Source organism: Pyxidicoccus sp. M15, from assembly GCF_056858435.1.
Genome location: NZ_CM166495.1, coordinates 12,973,908 through 12,989,552 on the forward strand (window position 1 = coordinate 12,973,908; position 15,645 = coordinate 12,989,552).

The 15,645-nt window shown below is 70.1% G+C and carries 10 protein-coding genes and 1 pseudogene; 9 read left to right on the forward strand and 2 right to left on the reverse strand.

What is annotated here, in order from left to right:
* Positions 1 to 8 precede the first annotated feature (8 nt).
* The 7 genes and pseudogenes from ACX9TP_RS48620 to ACX9TP_RS48650 all read left to right on the forward strand — a co-directional run bounded on the left by ACX9TP_RS48620 (position 9) and on the right by ACX9TP_RS48650 (position 11,403).
* Positions 9 to 968, forward strand: coding sequence for an ornithine cyclodeaminase family protein (locus ACX9TP_RS48620; RefSeq protein ID WP_482977572.1), 960 nt, complete (start codon positions 9 to 11; stop codon positions 966 to 968).
* Between the two features lie 291 nt (positions 969 to 1,259).
* Positions 1,260 to 4,112 (forward strand): Ig-like domain-containing protein, encoded by a 2,853-nt coding sequence (locus ACX9TP_RS48625; RefSeq protein ID WP_482977573.1) that lies wholly within the window; start codon positions 1,260 to 1,262, stop codon positions 4,110 to 4,112.
* Positions 4,113 to 4,407: 295 nt separating this feature from the next.
* Positions 4,408 to 5,771 (forward strand): annotated as a pseudogene (locus ACX9TP_RS48630) (hypothetical protein).
* Positions 5,761 to 7,218, forward strand: a complete 1,458-nt coding sequence (locus tag ACX9TP_RS48635; protein WP_482977574.1) for a DUF2380 domain-containing protein — start codon at positions 5,761 to 5,763, stop codon at positions 7,216 to 7,218. Before ACX9TP_RS48630 ends, ACX9TP_RS48635 begins: the two are co-directional and overlap by 11 nt.
* A complete protein-coding gene (locus ACX9TP_RS48640; protein ID WP_482977575.1) occupies positions 7,215 to 7,685 on the forward strand; it encodes an NUDIX hydrolase in 471 nt (156 codons plus the stop codon). The genes ACX9TP_RS48635 and ACX9TP_RS48640 overlap by 4 nt, the downstream gene beginning before the upstream one ends.
* 170 nt (positions 7,686 to 7,855) lie before the next feature.
* Positions 7,856 to 8,047 (forward strand): hypothetical protein, encoded by a 192-nt coding sequence (locus tag ACX9TP_RS48645; RefSeq protein ID WP_482977576.1) that lies wholly within the window; start codon positions 7,856 to 7,858, stop codon positions 8,045 to 8,047.
* A gap of 497 nt (positions 8,048 to 8,544) precedes the next feature.
* Positions 8,545 to 11,403 carry an Ig-like domain-containing protein gene (locus ACX9TP_RS48650; RefSeq protein ID WP_482977577.1) on the forward strand — a complete coding sequence of 953 codons (2,859 nt, stop codon included), beginning with the start codon at positions 8,545 to 8,547 and terminating at the stop codon, positions 11,401 to 11,403.
* A 93-nt stretch (positions 11,404 to 11,496) separates the two neighbouring features.
* Here ACX9TP_RS48650 and ACX9TP_RS48655 read toward each other — a convergent pair whose 3' ends face one another.
* Positions 11,497 to 11,973, reverse strand: a complete 477-nt coding sequence (locus ACX9TP_RS48655) for a cupin domain-containing protein (RefSeq protein WP_482977578.1) — start codon at positions 11,971 to 11,973, stop codon at positions 11,497 to 11,499.
* A gap of 27 nt (positions 11,974 to 12,000) precedes the next feature.
* Positions 12,001 to 12,489, reverse strand: a complete 489-nt coding sequence (locus ACX9TP_RS48660) for a hypothetical protein (RefSeq protein WP_482977579.1) — start codon at positions 12,487 to 12,489, stop codon at positions 12,001 to 12,003.
* 379 nt (positions 12,490 to 12,868) lie between these two features.
* Here ACX9TP_RS48660 and ACX9TP_RS48665 point away from each other — a divergent pair, with 379 nt between their 5' ends.
* Both ACX9TP_RS48665 and ACX9TP_RS48670 read left to right on the forward strand, forming a co-directional pair.
* Complete coding sequence (locus ACX9TP_RS48665; protein ID WP_482977580.1) at positions 12,869 to 13,726, forward strand: DUF2381 family protein; 858 nt, start codon at positions 12,869 to 12,871, stop codon at positions 13,724 to 13,726.
* Positions 13,723 to 15,606 (forward strand): serine/threonine protein kinase, encoded by a 1,884-nt coding sequence (locus ACX9TP_RS48670; protein WP_482977581.1) that lies wholly within the window; start codon positions 13,723 to 13,725, stop codon positions 15,604 to 15,606. The genes ACX9TP_RS48665 and ACX9TP_RS48670 overlap by 4 nt, the downstream gene beginning before the upstream one ends.
* Positions 15,607 to 15,645 lie beyond the last annotated feature (39 nt).

Genomic DNA, 15,645 nt, shown 5'->3' on the forward strand with positions numbered 1-15,645 from the left:
GCCGCGCCATGTCCACCCTCATCCTCAGTGCGAAGGACCTGCGCAGCCTCTACACCGTCGAGCTCGGCCTCTCCGCCGTCGAGCGCGCCTTCCGCGCCCACGGCCTCGGCGAGGCGCTCATGCCTCCCAAGGTCTACCTCTCCCTGCCGAAGTACGACGGCGACTTCCGCGCCATGCCCGCGTTCCTCGACGGCTCCGCCGGCGTGAAGTGGGTCAACGCCCATCCGCGCAACCCCGAGAAGCACAACCTCCCCACCGTCCGCGCCCTCTACATCCTCAGCGACCCGGACACCGCCTCCCCGCTCGCCATCCTCGACGGCACCCTGCTCACCGCCTGGCGCACCGGCGCCGCGGGCGGCGTCGCGTCCAAGTTCCTCGCGAAGAAGGCCCCGCGCACCCTCGGCCTCGTCGGCTGCGGCGTGCAGGCCCGCGTCTTCATCGACGCCCACCGCGCCATCTACGGCGAGCTGGAGTTGCTCCTCGCGGACGCGTCCGAGGCCGCCGCCAAGGCCCTCCAGGCCGAGAAGGGCGGCCGCATCGTCAGCCTCCAGGAGGCCTGCGGCGCCGACATCGTCTGCACCTCCACCCCCGTGCGCGCCCCCATCGTGAAGCGCGAGTGGATCCGCCCCGGCACCCACATCAACGCCATGGGCGCCGACGCCCCCGGCAAGCAGGAGCTGGACGCGCGCATCCTCACCGACGGCCGCGTCTTCATCGACGACACCGAGCAGGCCACCCACTCCGGCGAGGTCAACGTCCCCCTCCACGATGGCCTCTTCAAGGAGGAGCAGATTGCCGGCACCCTCGGAGAAGTCGTCGCCGGCAGGAAACCCGGCCGCTCCGGGGACGAAATCACCGTCTTCGACTCCACCGGCCTCGCGCTCCAGGACGTGGCCCTCGCCCGCGCCCTCTACGACGTCGCCCTGAAGCGCGGCGTCGGCCAGCAGCTCGACATCGTCGGAGGCTGAAAGCCCGCCCCAGTCCCTGTCACAGACGCGTCTCGGAATACCGGGGTCAATCCCAACCCCCAGGCATACAGGGAAGTGTCCGAAAGCCGGCTACTGGACACTTCCAGTGAATCTAGAGTATTCCGCAGCCACGCGCTGAACTGAGGGGGACGTCCTTCCATTTCGCAGAGACAGCACCCGTCGGAGGGAGAGCGCATCTCCCCCGCGAGGGCCGCGCTGCGTCTTGCTGACCGCTCCGGAGGATTGGCGCGTGGTGTCAATTCCTGACACCCGCCGTCCCCTTGGAGCGTCATGCATCCCAATTCCTCACCGCGGCCCGCCGCGCGTCGCACCGGTCTGCTCGGACTGGTGGCGCTGGTGGTGTCCGTCCTCGCCCTTCCCGCGTCCGCCCAGACGCAGACCAACACCCAGGCCACGCAGCGCGCCATCAACTTCCTCAGCGCGGACGTGGCGCACTGGACCGCCGAGAACAACTGCGTGGCCTGCCACCGCCAGGGCGCGGTGGTGTACGGCATGGCCAACGCCAAGGCCAACGGCTACGACATGGGCGTCGTCGTCGCCAACGGGCGCACCAACACCCAGAACCTGGAGCTCTTCGCCCAGCGCCTCAAGACGGACCAGCTGGCGAACGGCTCGTGGCTTCACGAGGGCACGTCGTTCCGCAACGAGAAGACGTCCTTCTCCACCTTCGGCCTGGCCGGGTACGACCAGAACGTCTCCACCCAGTACAGCGCGGGGCTCGTCGCCGCGGCCAACTGGGCGCTCACCTCGCAGGAGGTCAGCGGCCGGTGGCCGTCGGACCACGCCCTCTTCCCGGTGGACTACGGCAGCGTGCCCACCACCGCGCGCCTCATGACGGGCCTGGCCCAGGCGAAGCAGCGCGAGGCCCCCGCGAAGGCCGCGCAGTACCAGGCGGCGCTGGACCGGGCCGCCAGCTACCTGCGCGCCAACCTCAACAACGGTGACACCTCCGCCACCGGCAACGGCATGCCCTACACCTTCCAGGTGGCGTGGACCATCGTCGGCCTGAAGGCCGCGGGCCCCGGCCTCAATGGAGAGAACACCGCCGCCATCAACACGCTGGCCGACCGCCTCAGCGCCCGCGCCTCCACCGCCGGCGTCCCGGGCTGGGGCAACCTGGCCAACGAGGCCGCCAACGACTTCGCCACCGGCAGCGCCATCTACGGCCTGTGCCTCGCTGGCCGCGAGCCCGCCACGGACCCGCGCCTGCGCAGCGCGATTGAGTGGCTGAAGACGCGCCAGTCCGCCGACGGCAGCTGGCGCACCGGCTCCGCGACGTTCGACATCCCCACCACCTTCGCGGCCCTGGGCCTGTCCTGCTTCGGCGACTTCAGCGTGAAGGTCTCCGTGGTGGGCTCGGACCGGAAGGAGCTGCTCATCGACCACAATGCTCCGCAGACGGCCACCTTCACGTTCCGCGTGAAGAACCACGGCTACCAGGCGGACACGTACACGCTGAGCGTTCCCCCGGCCGGCCTGCCCGGGTGGTCCGCCGTGGTGAGCCAGCCCACGCTGTTCCTCGCCGCGGGTGACGAGGGCACCGTCAGCATCACCGTCACCGCGCCGCCGATGCTGTTCCCCGCGCTCACCAACGAGTTCACCCTCATCGCCGCCTCGGGTGGCGCGCCGGGCGTGTCCGGTCAGGCCCGCGTCAACGCGTACACCCCGCCGCTGCCTCCCGTGACGGGCCGTCCCACCGTCACCACCATCCAGACGCCCGCCACCAACGCCCACGTCATCATCGGCCAGGGCGCCACGCTGTCCGCGCGCGTGACGGACTCGGGCGCACCCGTCGTCGGCCCGGGCCGCGGCGTCGTCACCTTCTACGTCGCGGGCGTGCCCGTCGGCGCGGACCAGGACACGGACGGCGACGGCCTGTTCACCACCCCGTGGAATCCCGCCGTGGACAGCTGGACGGTGACGGGCACGCAGGACTACCGCGCGGTGTACTCCGGCGTGGAGCTGCAGGCGCCCCTGGCCAACCTGCTGGGCAGCACCGCCTCGCGCACGCTCATCATCGACCCGTTCCCCCACGAGACGCCGTCGGTCACCATCGGCAACCCGCCGGCCTTCACCCGTGAAACGACCCTGGACATCTGGGGCTACGCCACGCCGCGCGCCCCCGGCGCCTACGTCACCTACGCGGCCTTCATCGTGAATGGCGGCGCGCCCATCGTCCTCACGCCGGGCAACGGCGGCCTCATCTTCACCACCATCACCCTGGTGGAAGGCCCGAACATCATCACCATGACGGCGCGCGACAGCTTCGGCGGCGTCACCACCAAGCAGGTCAACCTCACGGTGGACCGCGTCGCCCCCATCCTCACCATCCAGTCGCCGGCGCATGGCGCGGCCATCGGCTCGTCGGTGATTGCGGTGACGTCGTCGGTGCAGGACCAGACGCCGGTGCGCGTGGAGACGCAGTGGGCCAACGTGTCGCTGCTCGAGTTCGGCAACGGCTCCGTCACCCACAACGTGACGGTGAACTACGGCGACCAGGGCATCATGGTGCGCGCCACGGACAGCGCGGGCAACGTGACCGAGAAGTTCATCATCATCTGGTCGGACCCCGGCACGCCGGTGGTGAGCACCAACTTCGCGGACGGCCAGCTCTACGGCCCGATGCCGAACAATACGTTCCAGTACGCCATCAACGTGCAGACGCTCTCCGCCACCAACGTGCGCGTCAACGGCGGGCCGGTGATGTCGCTGCCCCGCGGCGGCGGCCAGGTCCAGACGACGGCCGCGCTGCAGCCGGGCGTCAACACGCTCAGCATCACCGTGACGAGCGAGACGGGCGTCACCACGACCACCACCCGCCGGGTGAACTACGACGTGGCGGCGCCCCAGGCCACGCTGCTCAGCCCCGGCGTGGGGAGCACGGTCAGCGGCACCATCACCCTGCGCGCCCGCGTCACCGACAACTACGGGCCGGTGAGCAACGTGGGCTTCAGCCGCGACATGTCCGGCATCCGCTCCGGCACGCTGCAGCCGGACGGCACGTGGACCGCCGAGCTCGACACGCGCGAGCTGGTGGACGGCGAGCACACCGTGGACCTCTGGCTGAACGACTCCGTCGGCAACTTCGTCATCCAGCGCTTCAACTTCAACGTCGACAACTGACGTGAGCCCCGCCTTGCGCGGGTGAGGTGGGGACGGGACGCCGCGGAAGCTCGCGGCGTCCCGTTCCGCGTTTCAGGGTCCACGTTCAGCACACGGCCGGACCTGACGCGTCCTTCAGCTTGAATGGGGCCTCGGGTAGCTTTCCATCTGCCTTGACGCTGCCACTTCCGAGCATGCGTCGCATGTAGCGACCGCCACGTAGACGGTGAACGTTGCTGACCTGGATGCGCCGATGCCGCGCCGGCCGGGAGGGCTGCGTCTTCTCTCCTGTCGAAGACGCCTTCAGGAGACACCGATGCAACTGAAACGACGCTGGGCCGCGTTGGCACTGATGCTGTTGCCAGGAGTCGCGTGGACGGAAGAGGCCGGCGAGCCATCTCCCACCACCGAGCCGCGGGAAGCCCCTGCTTCGAAGCCTCCGGAAGCCGTTGCGCGCAGGTGGTACTCCCTCAGGCGGCTGGAGGGACGACACTGGCGCTGCTACCACGGGCGGGCGTGGACGCGGCTCAAGGCTTCGTGCAGGTCGAGCCCACACTCATCATCGACGGCGGCTCCGGATTTGGCGTCAACATCGGTGCCCCGGTGCGGCTGCGGCTTTGGGGCGGTGGCGAGAGCTCGGGGCTCGTGCGGAAGGAGGACTGGGACACCCTTTCCGACTGGGGGCAGTGGGTTCGTGGCTTCAAGCTGGGCTCGGGCGAAGCGCCTCTGCGCCTGTGGTTGGGTGCATTGGAGAGCTACAGCCTGCTTTCCGCGCACCTCGTGCGTCGCTACTCCAACCGCCTCAATCCCGACTACCACCCGGCGGGAGGACTCCTCTCTGGCACGCTGGGGCCCCTCTATATGCAGGCCTTCGTTTCGGACGTGCTGGGCGCGCGGCTGCTGGGGGCGGAAGTCGCGCTGGACATGCAGCATGTCCTCTTCGGCCAGCCCCCTGAGCCGGGGCGCTACACGCTGGCGCTGTCCGCCGCGCATGACTGGGGAAGGGCGGGAGGACGCACGCCCCCGGTGACGCTGGCGCACCTGGACGCAACGGCAGTGGTGGTGGTGCGCCCGGACTTTGAAGCGCACCTGATAGCAGGTTGGGGTGGCCGACCGGGCAAGGGTGGTGCCTGGGGTGCGGTCGCGGGCGTGGGCGCCGACGCGTTGACCTCCACGCTGGACATGAAGCTGCGATTGGAGGTGCGCCGACAGCATGGCGGTTTCCGGCAGGGCTTCTTCGGCCCGGACTACGAGCTGGCGCGCTTCCGGGCAGCGGGCCCCGACGGCGAGCCGGTGGCTGACGCGCCCTTTCCGGATGGCTACTCCGTTTCCGGTGAGGCAGAGGTGGGCTGGGATGCCGTCGGCTATGGCGGACTCCAGAAGCACTTGAAGCTGTCGCTGGGCGCGGAAGCCTTCACCTGGGGTCGCCTCGACGTGGACGGGCGCGTCGTGGTGCAGCTCTTCAGCCGCAGCCTGGAGGTGGTGGCCAGGGGGCTGGGCGTGGGCATGGGGCGGCCCGGGGCGCGCTACCTCGGTGCGGCGGAGATGCGCTGGCGGTTCCTCGGGGGACAGGTCTACGCGCTCGGCATGGGCGGCACGCTGCTGTTCCCGCAAGGAGACGGGACGCTACGCCCGGGCGTCTTCGCTTCCGTGGGGCTGGGAGTGGACCATGCGCGCTGAGGCCCTGTTGTTGAGCGTGGCCCTCCTTGCCACTGGCTGTGCATCACTGACACCGTCGCCCGGTCGGGAACAGCGCCTGGGTTACACACCGCGCGCCGCTGACAGCGCCAGGAGTGAGCGGCTGTTACGCCGCCCGGGTTCCCTGACGGACATGACTGAAGCGGGCCCGCGTCGCGTGGCGGGAGCGGTGGGGGGTGGCCAGCAGAGCGCGGCACTCGCCCGCCAGGCGGTCCTTGATGCCGTGAAAGAGGCGAAGGACACCACGGCCGATATCGCCAGCTCGCTCCCCAGACTCGCAGCGCATCGGGCGGGTATCGGCGGGGCCAACGGCGTCTTCCACCGCTACGTCGACTACGGCTCCCAGCAACTTCCCTGGCTTCACGGCGCGCTCGGTGGCGCTACCACACTGGCGGATGCTGCCCGGGAGGTCGCTGACACGGACATGGCACTGGGCCTCCTCCGCCTCACCGGGCCCCGGCTCCAGGCCTCCATGTTCGGCACCATGCTGCTCGCCGCGTGGTTCGATTTCCTCACCCTCGCGGATGCAGTGCTCCAGCAGTGTCCCGCCTACAGCGCCGAACGGCTCTTCATGGACATGAGCCGCGTGCAGCGGACGATGGAGCCCACCCTGGTGGAGCTCGCCTCCCTGGACCCGGAGAGGGTCGAGGCCGCGGCGAGCGTGATGGCCGAGGTGATGGAGCAGCTCCGCCGCGAGTTCCTTTCCATGCATGAAGGCGTGCGCGTGGCAACCGAGCGCGGGGGGCAGGCCATGGCAACAGCTCAATTCATCGAGATGCTCCCCCTGGTCTCGACGCTGAAGCTATCGCTGCCACGGCTGCCGCCGGCCGCTCCCGCCACGGTCGGCGTGGGCCTCGTCATGGGCTCGGGCGGAGTGATGGCGGGTTCCCGGCTCGTCGTTTCCGCTGAGTGGATGGAGATGGTTCGCCGCCTCGTGAAAGCGGGTGTCATCTCCCTTCCCGCTGTCAGCGCCGCCATCCGCATCCACGCGGGTGGGATGATGATGGCGCAGGCGCACGGGGACCTGCCGCAAGGGGTGCGCGATGCCCTGGGCGATGGCCCCGAGGTGCGAGGCATGCATGAGACTGGTAGAGCGGGTGCGGGCATGTCCGAGGCACCGAAGCACCATGTCCTGCCGCGGGAGCACCGCGAGTGGTTCGAGCAGCGTGGCTTCACGGGTGACATGGACATCGACCAGTTCTGCGTCAGATTGGAGCAGGCACACCATCAGGCCATCCACGGCGGTGGCAACTGGCGCCTGGGGCGAACATGGCCCAGGGAATGGAACCAGATGGTCATGAAGGCGCTGCGTGACGCCGAGCTCAAGCTTGGTGAGATGTTGACGCGGAATGAGGTCCTGGACATCGTCGCAATCGAGATGCGGCGCTATAACCTCCCGATGAACTTCACTCCCGGGACAGGGCGATGAGTGAGGGACGCTCGTGGCAGGGCAACTGGCTGGCCCGCATGTATGAGCGGGTCCGCGAACGCGGTCACGATTCGCTCACCGCCTTCGCGGAGGCACGCCCTACCACCTCGCTGGTTGAGTTGGCCGAAGAGCTTGGCGGGGATGACTTGAGCGCGGCGCAGCTATTCAGCGGGCTGGTTGAGGAAGCAGAGCGGGGCCACCGGGTCACTCGCCTCGTTCGCGGACAGTTCGTTCGCGAGATGTCCGAGAGTCTTCCCAACGGTTGGCCGCCCGTGATGACCCGTGAAACCCGGTTCACCATCGCCAAGGCAATCGCCCTGTGGCTTAGCTTCACCCCAGAAACGCACGAGGAGCGAGCAAGGCAGGTCGGAGATGCGCTCCTCGCGAATCCACCGCCTCCCGGCTGGCGTCCGCTCAGTCCCGATGACGAGCGGCTTCGCACACTCCTCCCCGACGAAGAAGCCTGAGGGGCTGAACGACTCCGTCGGCAACTTCGTCATCCAGCGCTTCAACTTCAACGTCGACAACTGACGTGAGCCCCGCCTTGCGCGGGTGAGGTGGGGACGAGACGCCGCGGAAGCTCGCGGCGTCCCGTTCCGCGTTTCAGGGGACCTCGTGGGCGCTCCGGCTCCACACCGTGGAGACCGAGCCGCCGCCGCCCGACGTCCCCGACGCACCGGACACCTCCACGCCCCTCACCGACGAGCAGCGCCGCGCGATGTACCGCGCCTGGCCCCTGTTCCAGGGCTGGCCGCTGCCGCAACCGCCCGCGGGCACGGGACAGCGCGACTCCGGCCAGGTGCCTCGCGACGCCGACCCGCCTCCCTGAGGCAGGCTCCGCCCCTTCTTGACGGCTCGCGGCAACGTGGAATCGTGTCTGCCTTTTCCGCATGAGTGGCATTCGCCCGGGGTGGGTCCGAATGCACCGGCACACCCGCCGAAGGCATGTGAAGACGGACAAGCCTTGCAGCCGAGCAAGGACCGCACCTCCGCGAATGCCTGTCTTGCCCGCAGGGTAAACACAGACATCCCTGCTCTGGCGCGGCATGACGCGAGCGCTCCCAGGCCAGACAGTGGACAGTCACGCCCCGCGTGCTACCGAGGAGAGCGCGGGTCATCCCTGCCCAGGTTCGTGTCGCGAGTGCCTTGGGGTGGACATGGACTCGCGAGGCTCGCCTGGGCGGCAGGTGCACAGACCGGCAGGCATGCACATTTCTTCGTAGCCCTTTGCCTGTGTCTGTACTCGCGGCGGTATCCTCCCACTCCAGGCGGTCCGTCTCTTGAGCGCGGGGGGCGCGCACGGGACGCCAACGCCACCGTGCCCCCATGCCCTCAAGCGTCGAGTCATTGCCCTTCCATCGCGCCCTGCTCACGCGGGCCAGGTGCTTCATTGCCGCGCTGCTGGTGCTGCTCATCGCGCCGCCCGCCCAGGCAGCCACCAACGCCGAGGCCGCGCAGCGGGCCATCAACTTCCTCAGCGCGGACGCCGCCCACTGGGCGACACAGTTCGGCTGCACGTCGTGCCACCGTCACGGCGCGACGATGTTCGCGCTCTCGACGGCGCGCGCCAACGGCTACGACCTGGATGCGCTGACATACAACAAGCGCACCAACCGGCAGAACCTGGAGGCCATCGCCGCGCGCATGCAGTCCGAGCAGCGCGCGGACGGCTCGTGGATTCACCTGGGAAACTGGTACCCCGGCGCCAAGACGAGCTACTCCGCCTTCGGGTTCGCGGGCTACGACGCGAACGTGGGCACGCAGTACTCGGACGCGCTGGTGCGCGCCGCGGACTGGGCGGTGAGCACCCAGACGGGTGGCCGCTGGAAGGAGGACTTTCCCTTCTACCCGGTGGGCTACGGCAACGTGGGCACCACCGCGCGGCTGATGACGGCCATTGCCCAGGCGAAGCAGCGCGTGGACCCGGCGAAGGCCGCGCAGTACCAGGCCGCGCTGGACCAGGCCGCCGCCTACGTCATCGCGCACATGAATGACCTGACGGACGGCGCGGACAAGGACGGGCAGCGCTACACGCACCAGGTGGCGTGGGCCATCGTCGGGCTGAAGGCCGCGGGGCCGGGCGCGAGCGGGCAGAACACCACGGCCATGAACACGATGGCCGCGCGGCTGCTGGCCACGCGCGCGCTCGGGGACGCGCCGGGCTGGGGCGGGCTCGCGGGCGAGGCCCCGGACGAGTACGCCACCAGCGTCACCCTGTACGCGCTGTGCGTCGCGGGCCGGAAGCCCGGCGCGGACGGGCGCATGGCGGGGGCCATCGACTGGCTCAAGTCGCGCCAGGCCGCCAACGGGAGCTGGGGCGTGGGCACGCGCTACCCGGACATCCCCACCACCTTCGCGGCCATGGGGCTGGCGTGCTTCGGCGACTTCAGCGTCGGCGTGTCGGTGGCGGGGGCCGCGCGCAGGCCGTTCGAGCACGACCTGCCGCGCCCGCAGAGCACCACGTACGTGCTCACCGTGCGCAACAACGGATACAAGACGGACGCGTACACGCTGACGACGCAGGGTGGGCTGCCCGGGTGGACGGCGGCGCTGGACAGGACGACGCTGGAGCTGGGCCCGGACGCGTCGGCCACCGTCACCCTCACCGTCACCGCGCCCGCGGGGCTGGCGGCCTCGCTGTCGTCGGACGTCATGGTGGTGGCGGCGTCGGCCGGCGCGGCCGGGGTGAAGGGCTCGGTGCGCCTGACGACGTACACCACCCCGCCGCCGCCCACCGAGGGCGTGGCGACGACGACGACGCTGCTGTCGCCCGAGGACGGCGCGCAGCTCACGGTGGCGCTGAACAACCCGCTGTCCGCGCGCGTGGTGGATGACCGGGGCTGGCAGGCCCGGGGCCCCGGCATGGGCGTCGTCACCTTCGTGGTGGCGGGTGTCACGGTGGGCGCGGACAACGACGCGGACGGGGACGGCGTCTATTCGATGGTGTGGCGGCCCACGACGGCGACGTGGGACGACGTGGGCCTCCAGGACGTGCGCGCGGTGTACTCGGGCGTGACGCTGCAGCCGGAGCGGGACAACCGGCTGGGCAGCACGGACTCGCGACAGGTGGAGGTGCTGCCCTCGCCGTTCCCCAACCCGTCGGTGACGCTGTGCGGGCTGCCGGGCTTCACGGAGGAGACGTCCATCGAGGTCTGCGGCTACGCGACGACGCCTGCCTCGGGGGCGGGCATCGAGTCCGCCGCCTTCATCCTCCACGGGCAGCGCTACCCCGTGGTGCCGGACGCCAACGGCGGGCTGGTGACGGAGAACCTTCCGCTGACGGACGGGCCCAACGTCATCCAGCTGGTGGCCGTGGACACGTTCGGTGGCATCGCCAGCGAAGAGGCGACGGTGATGGTGGACAGCACCGCGCCGGAGCTGACCATCGCCTCGCCCACGGAGGGGTTGGGGCTGACGGGGTACACCGTGGACGTGCGGACGGTGGTGCGGGACTGGTCGCCGGTGCGCGTGGAGACGAACTGGGTGCACGTCAGCGAGGTGCCCGCGGGCGGCGGCGAGGTGACGCACACGGTGTGGCTGGGCCCGGGGGACAACGTCATCCTGGTGCGGGCGACGGACTCGGTGGGGCACACCACGGAGAAGGAAGTGACGGTGTGGGTGGATGCCCAGGCGCCATTCGTGGGCACGGGGCTTCCGGACGGGTGGCTCGTGGGGCCGCAGCCGGGGGATTCGCTCTGGTACAGCATCGGCGTGTACGCGGCGTCCGCGACGCGGGTGGTGGTGTCGCCGGGCGAGACGTACACCCTGCCTCGCGGCGGTGGCGGAGTGAACGCGGCGCTTCCCCTGGTGCCGGGCGTCAATACCTTCACGATTGACGTGACGGGCGAGACGGGACTGAGGACCTCGCTCACGCGCACCATTCGCTACGACAACTCGCCTCCGGAGGCGGAGATGCTGATGCCGTTGCCGGGCGGGACGTACAGCGGGCCGGTGACGCTCACCGCGCGGGTGACGGACTCGCTGACCGGGGTGCGGAGCGTGGCGTACACGCGGGACGGCTCGGGCATCCGTGGGGCGGAGCTGCAACCGGATGGCACGTGGACCGCGGTGCTGGATACGCGCGAACTGGTGGACGGGGAGCACACGGTGGAGGTGTGGATGACGGACGACGCGGGGAACTTCGTCATCCAGTCGTTCCCGTTCTCCACGAGGAACCGGCCGTAGCGCGGAGGCGGTGGGCTACACCGGCTCGAACTTCGTGCCGGTGATGCCCACGGCCTCCGGAAATTTCGAGTACCGCGAAGAGCCGACGCGTCCCTACCCGGCCTTCGCGAGCTGCCGCATCAGCTCCGCCTGCTCCGGGTACAGCTTCACCAGGGACTCCGCGGACGGCATCTCCCAGTCCGAGAAGTCGAAGCCCGGCGCCACGGTGCAGCCCGCCAGCGTGTACTCGCCACGCGGCACCGCCGCCTGCAGGACGCCCGCGTGCACCACCACCTGCGGCTGCTCGCCCTTCGTCACGTCCCTCCCGAGCATCACCTTCTCCACCCGGCCACTCGCTCCCACGAGGAGCAGCTCCAGGGGATGCCCGTCGTAGAAGTGCCACACCTCGTCCGAGGTCACCCGGTGCCACGCCGCGAACGAGCCCCGCGGCAGCAGGTAGTAGATGGCCGTGCCCGCCGAGCGCACGCCTCGCGGCGTCTCCACCGCCAGCGCCGCGCGGTACGTTTCCTTGTAGAAGCCACCCTCGGGATGCGGCACCAGTCCCAGCCTGCGCACGAGCTCATCGACCATGGCCGCGCAGTGTACGCGCCTCCCGCTTCACTCCGGCAGCGGCGTGGCGACGTAGTCCCGGCCATTGTCCTCATGACAGCCATGGCACGTCGAGTGGCCCCGGCCGTAGTAGTTGTCGCCGTAGTCCGGCCCCAGCCCCTCGAAGAAAATCCAGGTGTCCTTCCCCGCCCCCTCGGCCACCTTCACGTCGAGCGCATGGCCCCGCAGCGTCTTCCCCTCCGAGTCGTACAGCTCCTTCACGGTGATGCTGCCCGGAGGATGCGTGGCGTTGCCCGCGCGCATCGACTCCGCCAGCACGTCATTGAAGAACACGCGGACCTTCGGGCCATGTGAGCGCACCGAGTTCCTTGGCGCGGGCTCGGCGAGCCATGTCGTGTAGCGCCCGTCGCGCACGAAGGCGGTGATGCCCGCCTCCGACGTGTCCAGGTCCCCCACCACGCCCAGGTGCTCATCGACCGAGGACGATGGACCACAGGCCGCGAGCAGCATGGTGAAGGCAACGGGCGACAGTCGCATGGAAGGGACCTCGTGACGGAGCAGGCAGGGAGCACGCCTTCGATGGCGGCTGTACCCGTTACGCAGCGAGCCCGGCTCCGGTTACAGCGGAGCCGCTCGCCGCGCCCGAGGAGACTCGCGCGGGGATGATTCCCGGGACGAACAGCACGTGTGGCCGGAAGCCCGGCTCCTGGGGCCGCACATGGCCCGGACCCCACCCAATCACCGGAAATCCCAGCCTCTTTCTCCGTGCTTGCGGGCCTCCAGCGGCCGTTCCGGGCCCCAACCTCGCGGGTCCCCGCGTGTCGTCCCTCCCTGTTAGGGTAGAGACCCAGGAGGTAGTCAGGGCTTGCTCCAACCATTTCCTCGGGTCATGCTGGTGCTTACCACCTTGGCAGGTATGACGGCGGTCGCGGGAGAAACAGGTGTGGAGAGGCAGATGCGTCAGCGGCACATCACCCTCTCCGCGGAGAACCCGGCGACGACGCACGGGGTGCACGTCGCCGCCGGCACCGCCACGGTGCTGCTGTTCGACTCGCCCGTGCTCCCCGCCAGCGTGGAGCTGGGCGCGTCGCGTGAGCGCTTCGAGCGCATCGACATCACCGAGCGCGCCCTCATCCTCCTGCCCCGCATGGAGCTCACGCCCCACGAGCGCATTCCCCTCACGGTGCGCTTCGCGGACGGCCACTTCCCCAACCGGGCGACCTTCGCCCTCATGACCGAGCCGGGAGAAGTGGACCTCCAGGTCCGCGTCTTCCGCACCGCGCTCGAACCCGAGGCGCTCGTGGAACACCTGGGCGCCGTGCAGGCTCGCTGCGAGGACTCGGGACGCTTCTCCAACCTGCTCTTCTCCCGGAACCTGGGGAACGGCATCGTCGCGGAGCAGTTGAGCTCCCGCGTCACGGGCGAGGAGGACTCGCCACTGCTCCGCGTGGTCGACCTGCGCGCGTTCGTCGCCCAGGGCCTGATGGCCCTCCAGGTCACCCTCGCCCTCGCCGAGGGTCAACCCCACTGGCGGCCCGGCCGGGTGGTGGTGCTCGACGAGAAGACCGAGGAACGGGTTCCGGTTCGCGCGGCGGACCTGGATGTGCAGGCACTCCGGCCCGGAGTCGCGGGGAGACTCGTCCTGGAGTTCCGCACGAACCCCAGCTCGACTGTCGAGCGGGTGCGAATCAACGTCCATGAGCAGGGCGGCTCACGCACCCTGGATGTGCCGGGCGTGAGCCTTCCACGTCCACGGCCCGGGGTGGCGCAATGACGGTGGCGCACCCGCTCACGCTCCGCCCGGGCATGACGGTGGGCCCCTGGCGCATCCTCGCTCAGCTGGGCTCGGGCGCCTTCGGCATCGTGTTCCAGGTCGAGCAGTCCGGGCAGCGCCATGCGCTCAAGTTCGCCCTCCGCGGCCCCGGCAGCGACGACCTCAACCACACCGACGCTCGCGCGGCGAAGGAATTGGCCTGCCTGCTCCAGGCCGTCCATCCCAACGTGGCGCGGGTCTGGGCCCATGGCCGGTGGCCGGATTCGAGGACGGGCTACCACTACGTCGTCATGGACTTCGTGGAAGGCTCCACGCTGGACGGCTGGGTGAAGCGAGCGCGCCCCTCGGCCCGCCGGGTGGCACACCTCTTCGCCCGGCTGGCGCGAGCCCTGGGCGAGCTGCACGCGCGCGACGTCTTCCATCGCGACCTCAAGCCTTCCAACATCCTCGTGCGCGCCGACGACGATGAGCCCGTGCTGGTGGACTTCGGCAGTGCGGACCACGCCGAGGCGCTCCCGCTGACCGAGGGCACGCTCCCTCCCGGCACGACGCGGTACCGCAGCCCGGAGGCGCTCCGCTTCCACCGCGAGCACTACGACCGGGCCGACGCGCGCTACCCCTTCCGCGCGACGGATGACCTCTACGCCCTGGGCGTGACGCTCTACGAGGTGCTGACGGGCACGCCCGCGTTCTCACCGAGCCTGCCTCGGGAGGTCCTCACCGAGCACATCGAGGAGCGCCTGCCACCCCTTCCGTCCGGAGTGAATCCCCGGGTTCCAGCCGCGATGGAGGCCATCACCCTGCGGCTGCTGCGCAAGCGGGCCCGGGAGCGGTTCGCTCACGGCGAGGCCCTGCTCGCGGCCCTCGAGGAAGCACTGCGCTCCGCCGGGCCCGAGTGGGACGCGCCCCTGTTCCCTGGGGAGGCACCACCCCCGACGACATCGGCGCGCGGCGGCGCGAGGGGCAGCCCACCGGCCCCGCCTCCCGGAGCGCCCTCCACCGCGACAGTGTCCGCCCACGTTTCCGGGCCAGCCCCTGTTCCCGACGTGCATGAGGACTCCACCGCTCCCCGGCGTCCTGCTTCCTGGCACCTGCTGGCAGCGGGGGTCCTGCTCGGGCTGCTGGCCACGCTCGGCTGGAAGAGCGCGGAAGTGCCTCACGTCTCGGGAGGGCTCCGGGCCCTGACGCCCACCGCGCATCCTGGAGTGAGCCACTCCGCCGAGGAGTCGCCACCACCACTGGCGGATGCGGGTATGGAAGAGGGACTGCTGGAGCCCTCCCCCACCACGAGAGACGAGCCTGTGACGAATCCGACGACGCCTGGACCCCTCAAGCCTTCCGCACCCGGAGCATTGAAGCGCGCACTGCCCGTCTGCATCGCGGGAGTCGCCGCGGTCGCCAGCCTCCACTGCGCGAGCACCACCTATGCGACGCCCGTGGGCGAGCGGCCTCGCCGGAACGAGCCCTGCTCTCCCAATGCCCTGCACGACATGGATGCGGCGCTGCGGAGGTTCAGGGGCGAGTATCGCCTTCCACTGACAGGCAGCACCCAGCTCGACTACCACCAGGACTATGTCGATGGCGACGTGCTCATCGGCGGTCTGCGCACAGGCGCCATCAGCAGCATCGTCCGCAACCCCGGCGCGTTTCCCTCCAACACCGTGCTGCATGGCTGGGCGTGGGTGGATGGAGAGGACGCGGAAATCCAATGGTTCGAGGCCGTCATCCCCCGGTTCGGGAAGCAGCCCGCCACCCGCATCACCATCTGCGCCCGCGTGGGGAACGCGGAGCGCCGGACGGTGCGTCACGCACCGGGCTCCACTCCGAAGAAACCCATCTGGGTGAGGACCGACGAATACGTGGTGGTGAACCGGTGGTGAGTCGCCAGCCCTCGCGAGCCGCCACCGCGGCCCGCACCG